This is a genomic window from Thioalkalivibrio sp. ALE23 (genome assembly GCF_000378545.1).
Taxonomy (GTDB): Bacteria; Pseudomonadota; Gammaproteobacteria; order Ectothiorhodospirales; family Ectothiorhodospiraceae; genus Thioalkalivibrio.
On sequence record NZ_KB900035.1, the window covers coordinates 258,380 to 277,356 of the forward strand.

21 protein-coding genes are annotated in these 18,977 nt (G+C 69.8%); 9 read left to right on the forward strand and 12 right to left on the reverse strand.

Annotated elements, in window-relative coordinates; translation table 11 throughout:
• Positions 1–8: 8 nt before the first annotated feature.
• Both F573_RS0111570 and F573_RS0111575 read right to left on the reverse strand, forming a co-directional pair.
• Positions 9–1,445, reverse strand: a complete 1,437-nt coding sequence (locus tag F573_RS0111570; protein ID WP_019022712.1) for a hypothetical protein — start codon at positions 1,443–1,445, stop codon at positions 9–11.
• 3 nt (positions 1,446–1,448) lie between these two features.
• Entirely contained in the window at positions 1,449–1,907 is a 459-nt protein-coding gene (locus tag F573_RS0111575) for a hypothetical protein (protein WP_018869728.1), read from the reverse strand.
• 147 nt (positions 1,908–2,054) lie between these two features.
• On the opposite strand from F573_RS0111575, the gene F573_RS0111580 reads away from it, so the two are divergent.
• Genes F573_RS0111580 through F573_RS0111590 form a run of 3 tightly spaced genes read left to right on the forward strand, consistent with a single transcriptional unit; the run spans position 2,055 to position 4,057 of the window.
• A complete protein-coding gene (locus F573_RS0111580; protein WP_018869729.1) occupies positions 2,055–2,645 on the forward strand; it encodes an RNA polymerase sigma factor in 591 nt (196 codons plus the stop codon).
• Entirely contained in the window at positions 2,638–3,561 is a 924-nt protein-coding gene (locus tag F573_RS0111585) for a hypothetical protein (protein ID WP_019022713.1), read from the forward strand. Before F573_RS0111580 ends, F573_RS0111585 begins: the two co-directional genes overlap by 8 nt.
• Positions 3,562–3,580: 19 nt before the next feature.
• Positions 3,581–4,057 (forward strand): DsrE family protein, encoded by a 477-nt coding sequence (locus tag F573_RS0111590; protein ID WP_019022714.1) that lies wholly within the window; start codon positions 3,581–3,583, stop codon positions 4,055–4,057.
• Here F573_RS0111590 and murU read toward each other — a convergent pair.
• Genes murU through F573_RS0111605 form a run of 3 tightly spaced genes read right to left on the reverse strand, consistent with a single transcriptional unit; the run spans position 4,042 to position 6,573 of the window.
• Complete coding sequence (gene murU, locus F573_RS0111595; RefSeq protein WP_019589056.1) at positions 4,042–4,740, reverse strand: N-acetylmuramate alpha-1-phosphate uridylyltransferase MurU; 699 nt, start codon at positions 4,738–4,740, stop codon at positions 4,042–4,044. The two genes, F573_RS0111590 and murU, sit on opposite strands and share 16 nt — an antisense overlap.
• Positions 4,741–4,748: 8 nt before the next feature.
• Positions 4,749–5,780: an aminoglycoside phosphotransferase family protein gene (locus tag F573_RS0111600; protein WP_026300896.1), complete on the reverse strand. Its 1,032-nt coding sequence runs from the start codon at positions 5,778–5,780 to the stop codon at positions 4,749–4,751.
• Between the two features lie 7 nt (positions 5,781–5,787).
• The gene (locus F573_RS0111605; protein ID WP_019022716.1) at positions 5,788–6,573 is read right to left on the reverse strand and encodes a metallophosphoesterase; all 786 of its coding nucleotides are present in this window, start codon (positions 6,571–6,573) and stop codon (positions 5,788–5,790) included.
• A gap of 110 nt (positions 6,574–6,683) precedes the next feature.
• On the opposite strand from F573_RS0111605, the gene dksA reads away from it, so the two are divergent.
• Positions 6,684–7,085 (forward strand): RNA polymerase-binding protein DksA, encoded by a 402-nt coding sequence (gene dksA, locus F573_RS0111610; protein WP_018869735.1) that lies wholly within the window; start codon positions 6,684–6,686, stop codon positions 7,083–7,085.
• Positions 7,086–7,103: 18 nt separating this feature from the next.
• On the opposite strand, the gene argA is transcribed toward dksA, so the two are convergent.
• The 3 genes from argA to F573_RS0111625 all read right to left on the reverse strand — a co-directional run bounded on the left by argA (position 7,104) and on the right by F573_RS0111625 (position 9,433).
• Positions 7,104–8,468, reverse strand: coding sequence for an amino-acid N-acetyltransferase (gene argA, locus F573_RS0111615; protein ID WP_369773218.1), 1,365 nt, complete (start codon positions 8,466–8,468; stop codon positions 7,104–7,106).
• Between the two features lie 140 nt (positions 8,469–8,608).
• Complete coding sequence (locus F573_RS0111620) at positions 8,609–9,142, reverse strand: DUF192 domain-containing protein (protein WP_019022718.1); 534 nt, start codon at positions 9,140–9,142, stop codon at positions 8,609–8,611.
• A gap of 15 nt (positions 9,143–9,157) precedes the next feature.
• Entirely contained in the window at positions 9,158–9,433 is a 276-nt protein-coding gene (locus tag F573_RS0111625; protein ID WP_018869738.1) for a heavy-metal-associated domain-containing protein, read from the reverse strand.
• A gap of 84 nt (positions 9,434–9,517) precedes the next feature.
• Here F573_RS0111625 and ilvD point away from each other — a divergent pair, with 84 nt between their 5' ends.
• Positions 9,518–11,374, forward strand: a complete 1,857-nt coding sequence (ilvD, locus tag F573_RS0111630; RefSeq protein ID WP_019022719.1) for a dihydroxy-acid dehydratase — start codon at positions 9,518–9,520, stop codon at positions 11,372–11,374.
• A 39-nt stretch (positions 11,375–11,413) separates the two neighbouring features.
• Here ilvD and F573_RS0111635 read toward each other — a convergent pair whose 3' ends face one another.
• Positions 11,414–12,016, reverse strand: a complete 603-nt coding sequence (locus F573_RS0111635) for a DUF502 domain-containing protein (RefSeq protein ID WP_018935372.1) — start codon at positions 12,014–12,016, stop codon at positions 11,414–11,416.
• 56 nt (positions 12,017–12,072) lie between these two features.
• Positions 12,073–13,110, reverse strand: a complete 1,038-nt coding sequence (locus F573_RS0111640) for a lipid A deacylase LpxR family protein (protein WP_018869741.1) — start codon at positions 13,108–13,110, stop codon at positions 12,073–12,075.
• On the opposite strand from F573_RS0111640, the gene F573_RS0111645 reads away from it, so the two are divergent.
• Positions 13,109–14,836 carry a potassium/proton antiporter gene (locus F573_RS0111645; protein WP_019022720.1) on the forward strand — a complete coding sequence of 576 codons (1,728 nt, stop codon included), beginning with the start codon at positions 13,109–13,111 and terminating at the stop codon, positions 14,834–14,836. The genes F573_RS0111640 and F573_RS0111645 overlap by 2 nt on opposite strands.
• Here the strand turns inward: F573_RS0111645 and F573_RS0111650 are convergent, their stop codons facing one another.
• The gene (locus F573_RS0111650; protein WP_019022721.1) at positions 14,837–16,897 is read right to left on the reverse strand and encodes a UvrD-helicase domain-containing protein; all 2,061 of its coding nucleotides are present in this window, start codon (positions 16,895–16,897) and stop codon (positions 14,837–14,839) included.
• A 103-nt stretch (positions 16,898–17,000) separates the two neighbouring features.
• On the opposite strand from F573_RS0111650, the gene F573_RS0111655 reads away from it, so the two are divergent.
• From F573_RS0111655 to F573_RS0111665, 3 genes are read left to right on the forward strand one after another with little or no spacing between them, the layout of a single operon-like run.
• The gene (locus F573_RS0111655) at positions 17,001–17,381 is read left to right on the forward strand and encodes a thioredoxin family protein (RefSeq protein ID WP_019022722.1); all 381 of its coding nucleotides are present in this window, start codon (positions 17,001–17,003) and stop codon (positions 17,379–17,381) included.
• Positions 17,378–17,962: a 1,6-anhydro-N-acetylmuramyl-L-alanine amidase AmpD gene (gene ampD / locus F573_RS0111660; protein ID WP_019022723.1), complete on the forward strand. Its 585-nt coding sequence runs from the start codon at positions 17,378–17,380 to the stop codon at positions 17,960–17,962. The genes F573_RS0111655 and ampD overlap by 4 nt, the downstream gene beginning before the upstream one ends.
• Positions 17,963–17,983: 21 nt before the next feature.
• Positions 17,984–18,583 carry a histidine phosphatase family protein gene (locus F573_RS0111665; RefSeq protein ID WP_019022724.1) on the forward strand — a complete coding sequence of 200 codons (600 nt, stop codon included), beginning with the start codon at positions 17,984–17,986 and terminating at the stop codon, positions 18,581–18,583.
• Position 18,584: 1 nt separating this feature from the next.
• On the opposite strand, the gene F573_RS0111670 is transcribed toward F573_RS0111665, so the two are convergent.
• Entirely contained in the window at positions 18,585–18,902 is a 318-nt protein-coding gene (locus F573_RS0111670) for a DUF2322 family protein (RefSeq protein WP_019022725.1), read from the reverse strand.
• Positions 18,903–18,977 lie beyond the last annotated feature (75 nt).

Genomic DNA, 18,977 nt, shown 5'->3' on the forward strand with positions numbered 1-18,977 from the left:
ATCTCGGGTTACAGGCCCCAGGTATGTACCGGGGCGCCGGTGTTCTGCCAGCCGCGATAGGCGCGCACGAGTCCCGCCCAGTCGCGTCCGTGTCGCGCGACCCAGCGGCGCTGCCAGACGCTTCCGGTCTGGCCGCTGTCCACGCGCGCGGCGATGATGCCCAGCAGCGCGTCGCGCTCGCCGGGGTCGATCTCCAGGTTCTCCAGGCCCTCGGCGGCCCGCGGCAGCAGCTGGTGCCGGATCAGGCGCGGGGCCGGGAGCGGGTCCGCGTGGCCCCAGCGCAGTCGCGCGTGCAGGCCTTCGCGGGCGGCATGATAGAAGTTGTCGCGGGCTTCGGCGAACGGGGTGTGGGCGGTGCCGTCCCCGGGAGCATCGCGCAGCCATTCGATCACCCCCAGCGCGAAGGCGGCGTTGGCCAGCATGTCGATCAGCGACGGGCCGGCGGGCAGGCAGCGAAACTCCACGCGCAGGTGATGCCGCCCCCCGGCGTCGGTGCCGACGATCGGCCGGTTCCAGCGCCAGATGGTGCCGTTGTGCAGCGCGAGATGGGCCAGATCCTCCGGCGGATGCTGCAGGTCGACCGGCAGCATCACCGGAAAATGGTCCCGGTTCTCGCGGAAGAGCTCACCCACCGACTGGTGCAGATAACCGCTGCCGAAGGTGACCCGGCGGATCGGCCCCCGGGCCGAGTCGGCGAAGCCGCCGCTTTCCACCGCCTGCTCGAACAGCGGGATGCGGCTCTCTTCCCACAGCTCGTGCCCGAACAGATAGGGCGAGTTGCCGGCCGCCGCGAGTACCGGGGCGCTGGCGACCATGGCCGCGTTCAGGCTGCGATGCGCCTCACCCGGTGCGCAGCCGATATGCACCTGGAACGACGTGGCCAGGGCCTCCAGCATCACGTCGTCGTGGTCATGCAGCAGGTGTTCGCGGCCGCGGATGTCGACGTGCAGCGGCCGCCGCGCCCGGTTCTCCAGTACCGCCTCGTTCAGCGCGCGAAAGCGCGCCTGGGGTGACATGCGGTGCTGGCCCAGCTCCTCCGGGGGCAGGGTGGCGAGGCTGCCGGCCATCAGGATCCCGCCATTGAAGCGCGCGGCCGCGCGATCCGCCCGTTTCACGGTGTCCCGCAGCTCCTGCAGGATCGCGGTGAAGCAGCCCGGGCCCGCGGTGAACACGCTGGTGTTCAGTTCCACGTTGAAGCGGGCCAGCTCGCGCGACACCAGCGGGCTGTCCATCGCCTCCAGGAAGGCACCGTTCTCCGCCAGCGCCCGGCCCTCGGCGTCGCACAGCCAGGCCTCGATTTCGAAGCCCAGGGTGGTCGGACCCCGCGGAGTATCCCGGTGGCTGTCCAGCCAGGTCAGCAGCAGATCGGTCTCGTGGGCCAGGGCCCGGCGGAACCGTTCACGGTCCTCCGGGGTGAAGTACTCCGAGCCGATCTCCTCGCCCATGGATCAGTCCTCGTCCGTGTCCGCGTCGTCCGGGGCGTCTTCGTAAAGCGACTCGAGGAGGTCCCCCCAGAGCTGCTCGTGGTGTTCGATGAACGCCAGCAGCGCCTTGCGGAAAGCCAGGTAGTCGGCCTCGAAGCGCTCGAAGTCCTCGCCGCCATTGAGCAGTTTCGCCGCGCGGTCGGTCTGGTTGAGGCTGTCGCGCAGGTTGAGGCTGGCGGCCATCGCCCCTTTTACCCGTTCGCGCTCGTGCGGGATCCAGGCGCGATCGGACAGCAGGGAGCGCAGGTTTTCGCCCAGCTCCAGCAGGCGCTTGCGCAGGCGTGGCACCGCGCCGATGGTGCCGGTCTTGAGGTCGGCCCACACCGCGTCGGTCATCAGTTGCGCCCAGCGCTCGCGCAGGTCCGTTGTGGTGTCCGGGTCAAAGGCGAACGAGGCCTCGAGCTGTTGCGGATCGAAGGGCATTGCGTATCCTTGACTGCAGAAGTGTGTCGCGTGCGCGCGGCAACCCGGTCCGGGACCGGGAATAGCGCCCCCGGGGACCGCGTCCTACAGGGTACAAGAACAAGCAGGGCCGCACAGACGGCCTGCAGGATGTGAGGAGACAGAACAATGGCGACCTGGTTCGCGCAAAGGCGGCTGCGCCAGCAGGTTTGCGACCTGCGGCCGCAGATGTACCGCATGGCCTATGCCTGGTGTCACGACGCCGCGCTGGCCGACGATCTGGTGCAGGAGGCCATGATGAAGGCCCTCACCCGGCTGAAGTCGTTGCAGGACGAGAATGCCCTGAAGTCCTGGGTGTTCCGCATCATGACCAACTGCTACCGCGACTGGGGACGGCGGCAGAAGGACACGGTGGACGTCGACAACATGGAGCTGGCCTGCGAGGACTGCCCGGAGCAGCAGACCGAGCGCAACCGCCGGGTGGCGGACGTGCACCAGGCGATGGCCCGGCTCAGCAGCGATCACCGGCAGGTGGTGTCGCTGGTCGACCTGGAGGGCTTTGCCTATGCCGAGGTCTCCGAAGTGCTGGACGTCCCGATCGGCACCGTGATGAGCCGCCTCAGCCGCGCCCGGGCACAACTGAAAAAGCAGCTGCTGGAACAGCAGCAGGCCCCGCAGGACACAGCGGCGACGGAATCCGCCGCGGAACCCGCTGAAGAGGGGCCGCAACTCAGGGTAGTAAGGAGCCAGAATGGCTGAAGACCGACTCAAGGCGCAGGACCGTCCGAGCGAAGAGATTCTCAACGCCTTCGTCGATGGCGAATTCTCTCCGGAGGACCGGCTGCAGACCCTGCAGGCGATCGCCTCCAGCGAGCACCTGAGCCGTGAGGTCTGTGACATGCACCAGCTCAAGGAGCTGGTGGCGATGGCGTACGAGGACGTGGAACCGCCGGCCCGGGATCACCGTGGCGGCGCGGATGACCACGGCGGTGCCGGCGGCCGCTCCGGTGGTGCGGGATTGCTCCGCTCGCCGAGGGGTGGTCCCCGGCGTACCGGCTGGTTCTCATCGGTGGCCGCCGGTGTCGTGGCGCTGGTGCTGGGCTCGGTGGCCGGTTACGAGGTGACCCGTGACGCCGGCTGGTTCGTGGACGGGGCCGGGACCGGCTCGGCAGCCCATGCGACGGCGTCCGAAGGCCAGGGGGTGCCCGAGCTCGACGACACCGTCAGTGCCCTGTTCACGGAGATGGCGGAAGCCGAATCCGCGGGCGGAGCCGCCGCACCGCAGCCGGTCCATGCAGCCAGCGAGACCGATCAGATCCTTCTGCATGTCAATGACGCCGACCGGGTCGCGATGGAGGAGCTGCTGGACGACATCGAGGCGATGTTCAATGAGGCCGCGCGCGATGGCCGGCAGCTGAATGTCCAGGTCGTGGTGCACAACAAGGCCATCAACATGCTGCGCGCGGACCGGGCCCCGTTCCCGGAGCGGGTCGACAGTCTGAGCCGGGAACACCCCGGACTGCGGTTTACGGCCTGCAACGAGACCCTCGGCCGCCTGGCGCGGGAAGAGGGGCTGCAGGATATCGATATCCTGCCACAGGCCGAGCGCATTGATTCGGGTGTGGCCGAAGCTGCCCGTCGTCAGGCGGAAGGCTGGATCTACATCAAGGTCTGATCCGGGGCGGGAGCGTCGAGTGCCCTCCTCTCGGACGCTTCCGCTGCTCCGCTGGGCCGGCCTGTGCCTGCTGCTGGCGGCCCTGCAGCCGGTCGCGGTCGCGGGGGAGGGTGGCGCGGCACCCGACGCCGGCCCCTCCGTCACCCGGATCGTCTACCACCTGGATTCCGGCGACCGCGAGCATTTCTCCAACGTCCTGCGCTATCTGAAGGAGCACCTGGGCGATCCGGGACACGGGCCGGCCGATGTACGCATCGTGCTGCATGGCGAGGGGGTGCGCCTGCTGGAATCGGCCTCCATGGACACCGCCACCGCCATTCGCATCGACACCCTGCGGCTGCAGGGCTTCGAGTTTCTGGTCAGCCGGCGATCCATGGAGGCCCGTGGCCTGGAGCGCGCCGATCTCCACGACGTGATCCGCGACGAGATGGTGACCAGCGGGATCACCGAGCTGTATCGCCTGCAGCGCAAGGGGTTTACCTACATCAAGCCCTGATCCGTGGTCGCGAGATCGCGGTCCAGCGCCGCCAGGCGCTGCGGCGTGCCGATGTCCCGCCAGTCGCCGAGGTAGTGTTCGCCACTCACCCGGCCCTGCGCGATCGCCTCGCGCAGCACCGGCCCCAGCGGGCGGCGGCCCGGCTCCAGCGACGCGAACAGGGCCGGGTGATACCAGCCGATGCCACTGAAGGTCAGGCGTTCCGGGCCGGTGTCGGTGGTGACGCGGCCGTCGGCGCCCAGGGCGAAGTCCCCGTCCGGATGCTGCGGCGGGTTGTCCACCAGCACCAGATGGGCCAGTGGGGCATCGTGTTCTTCGATGGCCCCCGGCAGCCGCGAGGGGGGTACGAGCGGGTGGTCGCACCAGATGTCGCCGTTGATCACCAGGAAGGCTTCGGGGCCCAGCAGGGGCAGGGCCTGGCGGATGCCGCCGGCGGTTTCCAGGGCGCCGGCGGGTTCCGGCGAATAGCGGATCTTCAGCCCGAAGGCCGAGCCGTCGCCCAGCCGCCGGGGGATCTGCTCACCCAGGTGGGCGGTGTTGATGATGACCTCGCCAAACCCCGCGCGGGCCAGGCGTTCCAGGGTCCAGACGATCAGCGGTTTGCCGCCGGCCTCCAGCAGGGGCTTGGGGCGTTCGTCGGTCAGCGGGCGCATGCGTTCGCCGCGCCCGGCGGCGAGGATCATGGCCCGTTTCACGCGCGTGCCTCCGGCGCGGGTTCGGGAGTGGCGGGATCGCCGGGGAGATGCCGGCGAAACCACTGCGCCACGGGCTGCAGGTCCGGGTGTGCCAGTCCGCGTCGCACCAGCGTCTGCAGGCGCGGTTCGTGGCGGCGGTAGTCGGGCTTGCCGTCACGCCGGTGCAGGCGGGTGAAGATGCCGAGGATCTTGATCGCGCGCTGGACCCCGAGCACCCGGTAATGCACGCGAAAGGCCTCATCGGGCCACCCGGTGGCCTGCAGGTAGTGCGCGAGGGCCTCCCGCGCGACCGCCGGTGAAACGTCGCGCCGCGCATCCTCCAGCAGCGATACCACGTCGTAGGCCGGGCTCCCGAGCACCGCGTCCTGGAAGTCCAGCAGCGCGCAGCCCGTACCTTCCGGCGGGATCATCAGGTTGTCCACGTGAAAGTCGCGCAGCACCAGCGTGGGCTCCAGGTACGGCAGGGCGTCCAGGGTCTGCGTCCAGGCCGCTTCCCAGGCGCCGCGGGCGGCCTCCGCCGGTGGATGGCCCTGTTGTTCCGGGACATACCAGTCGATGAACAGGCGCGCCTCGTCCAGCAGGCGCGGGGTGTCGTAGGCGGCCAGCGCGGGTGTGGCCTCCGCAGGCCGCTGTGGCCAGGCCCGGTGCAGGTCGGCCAGCCGGTCGATGGCCCGCTGATACAGGGCCTTCTCGTCCTCGCCCTCGGCCAGTGCCCGGGTGAACGTGCGGTCGCCGAGGTCCTCCAGCACCAGGAAACCCGCGTCCGGGTCCTCGTCATGGATGCGTGGCGGACGCTGGCCGAGGGCCTCCAGCAGACGGGCGATGCGCAGGAACGGGGCCACCGGTTCGCGTTCCGGCGGGGCATCCATGATGACCACCGGCTCACCGTCGCGTCGCGCGCGGAAATAGCGGCGGAAGCTGGCATCCGCGCGCAGCAGTTGCAGCCCCTCGAAGTACCCGGGTCGCTGCGCCAGCCAGGCCTGCAGGGCGGTGGCGCGGGTATCCTCCGGCACCGAAGATGCGCTCATGCGGCCCTCACGCGGGCGGCGCAGGCAGCCGCTCGACCCGCGTGTCCAGGCGGCCGTCGGGATAGAGTTCGAGCACGCGGTAACCCGGGCGCCCGGTGTCCGGGTCATCGTCGAGCTGATATTCCGTGGCCCCGGGGCGGAACTGCACGCAGGTGGCGGGGCAGCCGAGCACGCGTACGTCGCCATGAAAGGTGTCGACCACCTGGTGCGCGTGGCCGAACACGCAGGCCCGCACCTGCGGATGGTGGTCGAGCACGGCGAACAGCGCGTCGGCATTGGTCAGGCCCATGCCGTCCATCCACGGGCTGCCCACCGGTACCACCGGATGATGTACGGCGATCAGGGCCGGGCGTTCCGGGTGCGCGGTGAGGGCCCCCTCGAGGCGTTGCAGTTCGGCGTCGGACAGATGGCCGGCCGGCCCTCCGGGCTGCGAGGAGTCCAGGGCGATCAGCTGCCAGCTGCCCAGGCGTTCGCTGCGATGGACCGCATGGCCGGCCGACTCCAGGGTCACCGCCAGTTCGCGTGCGTCGTCGTGGTTGCCGGCCAGCGCGCTGGTGGGCCAGGGTCCCGTGTCGTCCAGCAGTGCCTTCAGGCGCGCATAGGTCTCCGGCGACGGGTTCTCGGCGAGGTCGCCGGTCAGCAGGAGGCGGTCGGGCAGGCCTTCCCGCGCCCGCGCGGTTTCCAGGACGTGGCGCAATGCGAGGTCGCTGTCCGGGTAGCCCGCGCGCACCGGGCCCGGTTCGGTCCCCAGGTGACTGTCGGTTACCTGGATCAGGCGCAGCGGTTCGTGCATGTTCGATCCCTGTGGTCTGGCGGTCTGTACTGAGTCCGGCACATGTGTTCTAGTGCAGGTTTACCCGTTGTGGCGGGCCCGTGGCTCGGGTCACGATCCGGAGGTGCAACATGGTGGATCCCGACTATCGTCCCTCCGAGGACGAACCCTACATGAATCCGCGCCAGCTGGACTATTTCCGGCGCAAACTCGAGGCGTGGCGGGCCGAGCTGATCGCCGAGTCGGAAGAGACCCTGGAGCATCTGCGCACCGAGAACTGGCAGGAGCCGGATCCCTCCGATCGCGCCACCCACGAGGCCGATGCCGGCGTGGAGCTGCGCACCCGCGACCGCGAGCGCAAGCTTCTGACCAAGATCGACGAGGCGCTGGCTCGCATCGAGCGCGGCGAGTACGGCTACTGCGAGGAGACCGGCGAGCCGATCGGCCTCGAGCGCCTCGAGATCCGTCCCATCGCCACCCTCAGCGTGGCCGCGCAGGAGGCCCACGAACGCGACGAGGCCCGCGGCCGCTGAGCCCGGCGCTGCCCCGGGTCAGCCCTCCAGCTCGCGCGTGAAGACCCGCGAGTTGCGCGCCTGATTGTAGCGCTGGCGGCGCTCCGGCGGGAGGTCGTCGACGCTGCCGGGGGCGTAACCGCGTTCCTGGAACCACTGCGCCGTGCGGGTGGTGAGCACGAATACCCGGCGAACCCCCTGTTCGCGTGCCAGATCTTCCATCGCGGTCAGCAGCCGGTCGCCCCGGCCGTGGCCGCGGTATTCGGCGTGCAGCGCCAGGCAGGCGATCTCCGCGGCGTGGTCGCCGAACGGGTACAGCGCCGCGGTGCCGATGATCAGCCCGTCGACCTCCAGCACGTGGAAGCGGTCGATCTCCAGTTCCAGGTGCTCGCGGGCGCGGTGCACCAGCACACCCTCGGCCTCCAGTGGTTCCAGCAGCGCATGGATGCCACCGACATCGTCCAGGGTCGCGGGGCGCAGGCGCTCCAGCGGCTCGCGCGAGACCAGGGTGCCGATGCCCTGGCGGGTGAACAGTTCCGTCAGCAGCCCGCCGTCATCGCGGCGGTCGACCAGATGCACGCGCAGGTCGCGTGCATGGCAGGCATCCACCGCGCTGCGCAGGTGGCTGGCGAGTTCCTGCGGCAGATCGTCGCGCTGTTCCAGGATGCGCTCCGCGGCGGGCACGGTCAGCTGGTCGAGGACGTCGTCCTGCGGCCCGCGCAGCACGCCGGCCTCGGTCAGGAAGATCAGCTTGTCCGCGTCCAGGGCGATCGCCACGCGGGTCGCCACCTCCTCGCCCGACAGGTTGAAGACCTCGCCGGTGGGCGAATACCCCAGCGGCGAGACCAGCGCGACCTGCTCCTGATCCAGCAGCGCGGTGAGCGCGGCGGTGTCTACCCCGCGCACCTCGCCGGTGTAATGGAAATCGACCCCGTCGCGGACGCCCAGCGGGCGCGCGGTGACGAAGTTGCCGCCGGCCACCCGCAGGCGTGCATTGCCGGTGCCCGGCTGGCCCAGGCTGCGGGACAGCAGGCCCTCGATCTGCAGCCGCAGGCGGCCGACCGCGTCCAGTACGGCATCCAGCGCCGCGGCATCGGTGACCCGCAGGCCCCCGGCGTACTGCGGCTGCAGGCCGCGTTCGGCCAGGCGCGCCTCGATCTGCGGGCGCGCGCCGTATACCAGCACCACGCGCACACCCAGTGCATGCAGCTTGGCGATGTCCCGCATCAGGGCAGGAAACTCCGCCGCCTGCGCGGCCTCGCCGGCCAGCGCGATGACCATCGTGCGTCCGCGGTGCGCGGCGATGTATGGCACGGCGTCGCGGAACCACGCGAGTTCTCCGGGCGCCGGGGCGCGACGTGCGGGGCGCGGGTGGGATGGATGGTCTGGCGGGTTCACGCGGATCCCTCGCGATGCAGGTGGGCTAAGGGTTGAGCGGCGGGGCCGGGCGATACGGTGGGTGGCCGAATGCAGGCGCGTTCCCGGTGGCCTGAATCAATTCTGGAGGCGGTGCGCGACGGCAGGCAAGTGCCCCGGCGCGGTGCTCATTGGCCGCGCTCGGTCTCGCGCGCGGCATCCAGGCCGGGGATGCGGTCACCTGCCTCGATCCCGTGCTGCGCGAACCATTCCGCGTTGACCTCCAGTGCATACTCGATCGGTGCCACGGACCAGTGCAGGCGGGTGGTCTCGGGCGCCATGGTCTCGATGTTGGTGATCTCGCCGTCGCCGTCGATGAAGGCCACATCCAGCGGGATCAACGTATTGCGCATCCACATCGCCCGGCGGTCCGGCGTATCCCAGATGAACAGCATGCCGCGATCGTCCGCGAGCGCCTCGCGGAACATCAGGCCCTGGCTGCGGCTGGCGTCATCCGCGGCCAGTTCCACCGTCAGTTCCCGGTCGCCGACCTCCAGGGTCGTCTCCGGCAGTCCGTCGTGCTCGGGCGGCGTGGCCGCGGCGGGCGCGGCCAGCAACAGCGCGGCGACCAGGACGACCAGTCCGGTCTGCCACCGTGCCGGGAGCAGGTGGCGGACGGCCGGGGCCGGCCGGCTCCGGGCATGCCCCGCGTCATGGTTCATGCCGGATGCCTGCGCTCAGCTGTCACCGCTCATGCGTCCGACCGCGCAGCTGGCGAACGACTTCGCCCGGGCCCCGGCGGAGCGCAGTCCGGAGACCGAGCCGACCTCCGGATAGCCCATGTGGGCCAGTTTCTCGCGGATCGCGTCGGTGGCGGACTCCGGCGCGGTGACCTCCACGGCCCCGTTCTCGACGTCCACCTCGGCGGATTCCACGCCCTCGACCTGCATCAGGCCCTTGCGGATGGAGCTGGCGCAGCCGCCGCACTTGATGTTCTCGACCTCGAATTTCATGAACGCTTCCTCCCCTACTGGGTATTGATGCTCGCATTATGTACGATTTCGCATTTCCACGAACGTTCGCGAGACCTGCCCATCATGCCTGCCTATCGTTCCCGCACAACCACCCACGGCCGCAACATGGCCGGGGCCCGCGCCCTGTGGCGCGCCACCGGCATGAAGGATGGCGACTTCGACAAGCCGATTGTCGCCGTCGCCAACTCCTTCACCCAGTTCGTGCCGGGACACGTGCATCTGAAGGACATGGGCCAGCTGGTCGCGCGCGAGATCGAACAGGCCGGTGGCGTGGCCAGGGAATTCAATACCATCGCGGTGGACGACGGCATCGCGATGGGTCACGGCGGGATGCTCTATTCGCTGCCCTCGCGCGAGATCATCGCCGACTCGGTGGAGTACATGGTCAACGCCCACTGCGCCGATGCGCTGGTGTGCATCTCCAACTGCGACAAGATCACCCCTGGGATGCTGCTGGCCGCGATGCGCCTGAACATCCCGGTGGTGTTCGTCTCCGGCGGGCCGATGGAGGCCGGCAAGGTGCAGGCGCCGGGGCAGGACAACGTGATCCACCTCGACCTGGTGGATGCGATGGTCAAGGCGGCCGATTCCAGCGCCAGCGACGAGGAGGTGGAGGCCGTCGAGCGTTCCGCCTGCCCGACCTGTGGCTCCTGCTCCGGCATGTTCACCGCCAACTCGATGAACTGCCTGACCGAGGCCCTGGGGCTGTCGCTGCCGGGCAACGGCTCGCTGCTGGCCACGCATGCCGCGCGCCAGGCGCTGTTCGAGGAGGCCGGGCGGCGCGTGGTCGAGCTGGCGAAGCGCTACTACGAGCAGGACGACGCCTCGGCCCTGCCGCGTTCCATCGCCACCTTCGAGGCGTTCGAGAACGCGATGAGCCTGGACATCGCGATGGGCGGTTCCACCAACACCGTGCTGCACCTGCTGGCGGCCGCGCGCGAGGGCGAGGTCAACTTCACCATGGCCGACATCGACCGCCTGTCGCGCCACGTGCCCAACCTGTGCAAGGTGGCCCCGGCGACGCAGCAGTACCACATGGAGGACGTACACCGCGCCGGTGGCGTGGTCGGCATCCTCGCCGAACTGGACCGTGGCGGGCTGATCCATCGCGACATCCCGACCGTGCATGCCCCGACCCTGGGCGCCGCCCTGGAACAGTGGGACGTGATGCGGCATGCGGCCGAATCCGAGCGTCTGTACAGTGCCGCGCCGGGCGGGGTGCCCACCCAGACCGCGTTCAGCCAGGACCGTGCCTGGGACAGCCTCGACCTCGACCGCGCCAACGGTTGCATCCGCGACATCGAGCACGCCTACTCGCAGGACGGGGGCCTGGCCGTGCTCTACGGCAACATGGCCCCGGATGGCTGCATCGTGAAGACCGCCGGCGTCGACGAGAGCATCCTGACCTTCTCCGGCCCGGCGCGGGTGTTCGAGAGCCAGGACGCCGCGGTGGAGGCCATCCTCGCTGACCGCATCCGGGCGGGGGACGTGGTGATCATCCGCTACGAGGGTCCGAAGGGCGGTCCCGGCATGCAGGAGATGCTCTATCCCACCTCGTATCTGAAGTCGAAGGGGCTGGGCAAGGACTGCGCGCTGATCACCGACGGGCGTTTCTCCGGCGGCACCTCCGGCCTGTCCATCGGCCACGTCTCGCCGGAGGCCGCGCAGGGCGGGGCGATCGGCCTGGTTGAAGAGGGCGACACCATCGTGATCGACATCCCCGCGCGCGACATTCGCATCGACGTCGACGACGCCACGCTGGCGGCGCGGCGCGAGGCGATGGAGGCCCGCGGGGCGAAGGCCTGGAAGCCCGAGTCGCGCAATCGGCCGGTGACTCAGGCCCTGCGCGCCTATGCTCTGATGACCACCTCGGCCGCGTTCGGCGCGGTGCGCGACATCTCCCCGCTGGAGGACGGCTGACGGGGGCGCCGCGCTGCAGCGTCCGGTTCACGTCCCCGTTTACACTCCGGGCTCGTCCTTGCGCGCGGAGACCCCGGCGGTCAGGGCGTAGCGCATGGCATCTTCCAGCGACAGCTCCAGCGGTTCCACCCGGTCGCGCGGCAGCATCAGGGTGTAGCCGCCGATCTGGTAGCTCATCGGCATGTAGACCGCGAGGGTCTCCGCCCCGCCCAGTGCGTCCGGCAGGCCTTCGAAGTCCTCGCGCGTGACGAAGCCGATGACGCGCGCTTCCAGCCCCGGCAGCGTGACCAGCACTGCCTGGCCGAACTGCTGGTGGATGTCGCCGGAGACCAGGTTGGTAACATCGCGCACCGTGCCGTGGATGGTCTTGACCACCGGGATGCGCTGCATCAGGCCTTCCAGCCAGTTGAACAGCCAGCGCACCACGTAGGCCTGCAGCAGTACCCCCACCGCGAATACCAGGCCGACGCCGGCCGCGATCCCCATGCCCGGCACGTACAGCAGCTCCGGCAGGATGGCCTGCAGCAGGCCGCCCAGCACCTGTTCCGCGGTGCTGCCCAGCCACCACAGCAGGGCCAGCGTGACCATCGCCGGCAGGATCGCGGCCAGGCCGGTGAGGAAGGTTCGGGAAATCTTGCGCACGCAGGTTCTCCGGAAGGGGCGACGCCTCGATCGTAACAACGCCGGGGCGGGTCGGTTCAGAACTGCCAGGTGGCGTGCAGCGAGCCGAACTCCGCGGCGCCGGTAGCCTGGCCGCTGAATTCGCGCGAGCGCCAGACATGGGTATAGCCCAGACGCACCCCGTGCCAGTGGAACACCACGCCCGCGGTGAATTCGCCCACCACCGGGTGCTTGTCCACCGAGGGCCCGTCGCGGAACAGCGGCCCGTCGAGGAACAGATCAAAGGCCATCAGGCGAGTGTCCACCCCGGCGAACAGGTAGCCGCCGGCGGTGTCGACCGCCTCGAAGGTGTGCGACCCGGACAGTGCCGGGTTGATCCGCGGTGGGCCGAAATCGCGGGGCAGGTTGCGGCCCGTGCGCAGGATCGCGCCGGCATTGGCGAAGGTGAAGGGGCTGCCGATGGAGGCGCCCCAGTGCGGGGTCAGATCCCAGTCCCAGCCGCTCCCCAGATGGCCGGATCGGCCGCGCAGCTGGCGTTCGTAGCCCAGCATCAGCGTGGGCTCGTTGCCGATCTGCGCGTCCCATCCGCGCGGATCGGGGGCGCCCGTCAGGTCATGGACCGTCTCCTGGGTGCGGTCGGCCAGGGACGCCGGGCCCACTGTCCCCAGCGTGACCTGCAGCCGGTCGAGCCGGTCGCCGTGGTCCTCGGCCAGGCTGAAGTTCAGGTACAGCCAGCCGGCGTAGGGGCGGTCGTCCGGGTCCGGCTGCTCGCGTTCGATGTCTTCCGGGGTGTACATGTTCTGCGCCAGGTGCACCGAGGTCTTCAGGCGGCCGCGTTCCTCGCGATCGACGAACAGCGGGAAGAAGTCCGCCACGTCCTGGAGCCAGGGCGGGACCCGTTCGCCGCGCCGCGTCCAGCCGGCGCGCACGCCATTGGTGTAGTAGCGGTCCTCGCCGGCGAACAGGTCGTTCTCGAACTCGAAATGCAGGGCATCCACGCCGCCGCGTTCGGCCGCCGCGGGCGAGCCGGCCAGCGACCCCGCCAGCAGGGCGGTGACGGCGATTACGGAGACCGCGGGCCGGATGCGGGGAACGCTCCGGTATGATGGCGCCATGGATTTCTCCAGTCAGATCATCTTTCTCGTCGCCGTGGTCCTGCTCGGCAGCATCCTGTCCAGCGTGGTCACCTCGCGGCTGGGTGTACCACTGCTGCTGGTGTTCCTCGGCATCGGCATGCTGCTGGGCCCGGAGGGCCCCGGCGGCGTGTCGTTCGAGAATATCACCCTGGCCCATCTGATCGGCTCCGCGGCCCTGGCCATCATCCTGTTCGATGGCGGGATGCGCACGCCGGCGCGCAATTTCCGTATCGGACTGAAGCCGGCGGTGGGGCTGGCCACCGTGGGGGTGCTGATCACCTCCGGCCTGACCGGGCTGTTCGCGGTGTGGTGGCTGGGGCTGTCGTGGCTGGAGGGACTGCTGCTGGGGGCGATCGTCGGCTCCACCGACGCGGCCGCGGTGTTTTCCCTGCTGCGCTCGCGCGGGCTGGAGTTGAAGAGCCGCGTGGGGGCGACCCTGGAGATCGAGTCGGGATCCAACGACCCGATGGCAATCTTCCTCACCATCGTGCTGATCGAGCTGATCCTGATGGATCAGCCCGATTTCGGGGTGGTGGTGCTGGTCGAGTTCGTGCAGCAGATGGGGCTGGGGGCCCTGCTGGGGGTCGGGGGCGGGCTCGCGCTGCTGGCGCTGATCAACCGTGTGCCGATGTCGGCCGGGTTCTACCCGCTGTTCGCGCTGGCCGGGGCGCTGGCGATCTTCGGCCTGACCGGCATGGTGGGCGGATCGGGCTTCCTCGCGGTGTATCTCGCCGGGCTGCTGCTGGGCAACCGCCCGCTGGAGGCCTCGCAGAACATCAAGCGTTTCCACGACGGCATCGCGGCGCTGGCGCAGATCGGCATGTTCCTGATGCTGGGGATGATCGTCACGCCCTCGGAGCTGCCGCCGGTGGCGCTGGACGCGGGCCTGGTAGCGCTGGTGCTGATCCTGCTGGCACGCCCGCTGGCGGTGGCGCTGTGCCTGTATCCGTTCCGCTTCCCGTGGCGCGAGCAGCTGTTCATCGCCTGGGTCGGGCTGCGCGGGGCGGTGCCCATCATCCTCGCGCTGTTTCCGTTGCTGGCGGGGCTGGAGCTGGCGGAATACTTCTTCCACGTGGTGTTCTTCGTGGTGCTGATCTCGCTGATGGTGCAGGGCTGGACCGTGGCCTCCTCGGCGCGCTGGCTGGGCCTGGAGCTGCCGCCGACCACCACCCGGGTCCAGCGCACCGAGCTGGACATCCCGGGGCAGCAGGAGATGGAGCTGGTGGGCTACCGGCTGGCGGAGACCACGCCGGTGGTGCGCGAGGCCTGGTCCGGTTTCCGTCTGCCCGGGTCGGCGCGGGTGGTCGCACATCTGCGGGAAGGGCAGCTGCTGGAGACCCTGGAACTGCTGGACCTGCAGGCCGGCGACCATCTCTACATCATGGTCGCACCCGCCGACCTGCCGGACCTGGACCGCCTGTTCGTGCCGCAGGAAGAGGTGCCGGAACGCCTGACCGAGCGCAGCGTGTTCGGGGAGTTTGCCCTCAACGGCGATGCCCTGCTGGGGGCGGTGGGCATGACCTACGGCGCGCCGGTGCCGTCCGAACGTCAGGGCGAGACCCTGGAGGCCTTCCTGCGCGCCGAACTGCAGACCGAGCCGGTGGTGGGGGACTTCGTGGATCTCGGGCCCACGCGCCTGGTGGTGCGCGAGATGGAGGGCGCGCGCATCACCCGGGTCGGCCTCAAGCTGCTGAAGAAGGAGTGATCACTTCTCCAGCATGGCCTTGAGCCCGGCGAGATGGGCGCGCGCCGTGAGCTGCTGGGTCTCCGGGTCCGGCGGCTTTGCGTCGGGCCAGTCGAGGTGTTCCTCGGGCAGCTCGTCGAGAAAGCGCGACGGTTCGCAGTCGAGGGTCTCGCCGTAGCGCTTGCGGCTGCGCGCGTAGGTGATCAGCAGGGTCTGCTGCGCGCGGGTCAGCCCGACGTAGGCCAGGCGGCGCTCCTCCTCGATGGCGTCGTCCTCCAGGCTCACGCGGTGCGGCAGCAGCTCCTCCTCGAAGCCGACCAGGCACACGTGCGGGAACTCCAGGCCCTTGGCGGTGTGCAGGGTCAGCAGCTGCACCGCCTCGGTATCGTCCTGGGCATCGCGGTTGCGGTCGAGGATGTCCATCAGGCTGATGCGGTTGACGATGTCGGCCAGTTCCATGCCGTCCTCGTCGTCCGCCGTGTCGTCGCCGTATTCGGCCTCCGGCGCGCGCGAGCCGGCCAGGCGTGCGACCCAGTCGATGAATTCACGCACCTGTTCCATGCGCCGGGTGGCGGCGCGCGGGTTGGCGCTGTTGTCCAGCAGCCAGGATTCGTAGTCGATGTCCTCGACCAGTGCGCGCAGCAGGGCATCCGGGGCCTCCTCGGCCGCGCGTGCGCGGAAGCCGTCGACCCAGTCGACGAAGCGTTCCAGACGCGCCCGGGCACGCTCGTCCATGTATTCGGCCAGGCCGGCCCCGCGCGCGGCCTGCAGCAGCGAGACCCCGCGCTGGTTGGCGTACTGGCCGAGTTTTTCCAGAGTGGCCGGGCCGATCTCGCGGCGCGGTACGTTGACCACGCGCAGAAAGGCGGTGTTGTCGTCCGGGTTGGCCAGCAGGCGCAGGTAGGCCACCAGATCCTTGATCTCGGCCTTCTCGAAGAACGATTGCCCGCCGCTCAGGCGGTAGGGGATGCCCTGCTCGCGCAGCAGCTTCTCGAACAGCCGCGACTGGTGGTTGCTGCGGTAGAGGATGGCGAAATCGCCCCAGCCGGCGTTCAGGCGGAAGCGCCGGCGCATCAGCTCGGAGACCACCCGCGCGGCCTCGGCGTCGGAGTCCGCGCAGTCGATCACCTCGACTTTCTCGCCCTCGCCCAGCGCGCTCCACAGGCGCTTCTCGAATACGTGCGGGTTGTTGGCGATCAGCGCGTTGGCGGTGGCCAGGATGCGGTTGGTGGAGCGGTAGTTCTGCTCCAGCTTGACCACTTCCAGACGCGGAAAGTCCTGCTGCAGGCGCGCGAGGTTTTCCGGGCGCGCGCCGCGCCAGGCGTAGATCGACTGGTCGTCGTCGCCGACCACGGTCAGGCCGTCGCTGACCCCGACCAGCAGACGTACCAGCTGGTACTGCGCCGAGTTGGTGTCCTGGTATTCGTCCACCAGCAGGTGGCGGATGCGGTCCTGCCAGCGGTTGCGCAGCTCGGCGTCCGCGCGCAGGCAGTCCACCGGGCGCTTGATCAGGTCGTCGAAATCCACCGCGTTGTAGGCGCGCAGGGCCTGTTCATAGCGCGGGTAGAGATTGGCCGCGAGCAGGGCCCCGGGGGCTTCGTCGCCCGCCTGGCTGGCCTCGGCCAGCGCCTCGTCGGGGGTCAACAGGTCGTTCTTCCAGCGGCTGATGTGGCCGATCAGGTCATCCACCTCGGCCGCGGTGTCGTCGCGGTGGGTGATCTCGCGCAGCAGCTGGCGACAGTCGCCGGGATCGAGGATGGAGAAGCCCGGGCGCAGGCCGGTGGCCGCCAGTTCGCGGCGCAGGAACTGCAGGCCGAAGGTGTGGAAGGTGGACACGCCCAGCCCGCGGCTCTGTTCCCGCGACAGCCGCCCCTGCACCCGCTCGCGCATCTCGCGCGCGGCCTTGTTGGTGAAGGTGATCGCGACGATCTGGCGCGCGTCCAGGCCGCGCTTTTCCACCAGGTGCGCGATCTTCTCGGTGATCACGCGGGTCTTGCCCGAGCCCGCGCCGGCAAGGACCAGCAGCGGACGGTCGGTGGTGGAGACGGCGGCGTGTTGCTGGGGGTTGAGCTGTTCGGACACCGGCGGGTCGCTTCCTCGGGACGCGGGCGCGTAAACTACCCCACGCGTCATTGATCATAAAGCCCCGCGGCGAGTTTCCCCGCGGGGACGTCGTGGAGGCAGCGTGTCGCAATCGTCCAATGCCGACAAGCCGGGTGCTTCCGGGGACCTGCCAGCCCTGGATGCAGGAGATTTCCATCACCGTCTGCAGGAGGTGCCGGGTGCGGCCGTGGTCCTCTTCACCCGGCGCGGATGCAGCGCCTGTCACGCGATGGGCGACGCCCTGCGGCGCTGGCAGGTGGACGGCGATCCCCCGGCGCTGTTCTGCGTGGATGCCGAGGTCGATACCGCACTGGTGCGCGAGTTCGAGGTCTTCCACCTGCCGGCGCTGTTCGTGTTCGTCGATGGCGAGTACCACGGCCCGCTGCAGGCCCCGCCGCGCGTGCCGCTGCTGCGTGCGGCCCTGGAGGAACGCCTGCGCCAGCCGCCGGAGGAGGCGCCATGAGCGCGGTCGGCGAGGACGGCGGGGCGCGCGACTGGTGGCCGGTCGCCGAGTGCAGCGAGAGCCCGAATCAGGATGCGCGCCCGGCCGGGATGCGGCCGGAACTGATCGTGGTGCACGCGATCAGTCTGCCGCCGGGCGAGTTCGGCGGATCGCACGTCGAGGCCCTGTTCCACAACCGCCTGGACCCGGACGTGCATCCGTTCTTCGCCGGGATCCGTGACCTGCGGGTGTCGGCGCATGTGTTCATCGATCGCGCGGGCCGGGCGACCCAGTTCGTCCCGTTCAGCCGGCGCGCCTGGCATGCCGGCGTTTCCGCGTGGCGCGGGCGCGAGCGCTGCAACGATTTCTCCATCGGGATCGAACTGGAGGGGGACGACCATACCCCCTTCACCGCGGTGCAGTATGCCGAGCTGGCGGCGCTGATCCGCTGGCTGCGGGAGCATTTCCCGGCGATCGCCGCGGACGCCCTGGCGGGGCACAGCGACATCGCCCCGGGGCGCAAGACCGACCCCGGTCCGTGCTTCGACTGGGATCGGTTGCACGCCCTGCTGGGGGAGCCTCGAGCCATCGCCCCCTGGTGAATCCACCCCTGGAGCAAGTAGATGATCGTCGACCTGATGCGACACGGAGAGCCCGCCGGCGGCCAGCGCTTTCGCGGCCACGGCTGCGACGACCCCCTGAGCGAGACCGGCTGGCGCCAGATGGAGCGCGCCGCGGCCGCCGAGACCGGATGGCAGCGGATCGTGACTTCGCCGCTGGCGCGCTGCCGCGCGTTTGCCGAACACCTGGCGGACGAGCGTGGTGTGGCGCTGGCGACGGCGCATGACCTGCGCGAGATCGGCTTCGGCGCCTGGGAGGGCCGCACCCGCGCCCAGCTGCAGGAGGAACGTCCGGAGGAATACCGCGCCTTCTACGCCGACCCCGAGCACAACCGGCCGGAGGGGGCGGAGATGCTGGATGCGTTTCGTCAGCGGGTGGCGGCGGCCTTTGCCGAGAGCGTGGAAGCGCCCGGCCGGTCCGACGAACACGTGTTGCTGGTGGTCCACGCCGGCGTGATCCGTGCGCTGGTCGGCGGCGTAATGGCCGTACCGGACGGCCACCTGTTCCAGCTCGACTGCGACTACGCCAGCCTCACCCGGATCCATCGCCAGACCGACCGCGGCTGGCGGCTGGCGTTCACCAACCGGGTCGTGGCGGACTGACTCAGCCGGCGTTGCTCTTGCGCTTCGGGACCGCCTTCACCGACAGGTAGTAGTCGTTCTCGAGGATGTCGATCAGACGGTCGATGTTGGGGTGCCTGCCCGGGTTGGCGCGGGCCTCGTCGGCATGGCTGCCGTACATCAGCAGACCGGAATTGGCCGCCTTGGGACCGATGCCGCCGAAATCCAGCGCCAGCTGGTAGTACACCTGCAGGGAGAGCTTCTGCCCCTCCTGGTTCTCGATGGTGGCGGTGGGGTTGTAGTCCTCGCCGAACAGTTCGAGGCGTTCGATATTGCTCACGTCGGGCAGTTTTTTGGACATGCCGGGCTCCTCGGATGAATCGGCGGCATTATCGGGGCTGCCCGGCCCGGCCACAACCGTCCGCAATCATGGCGG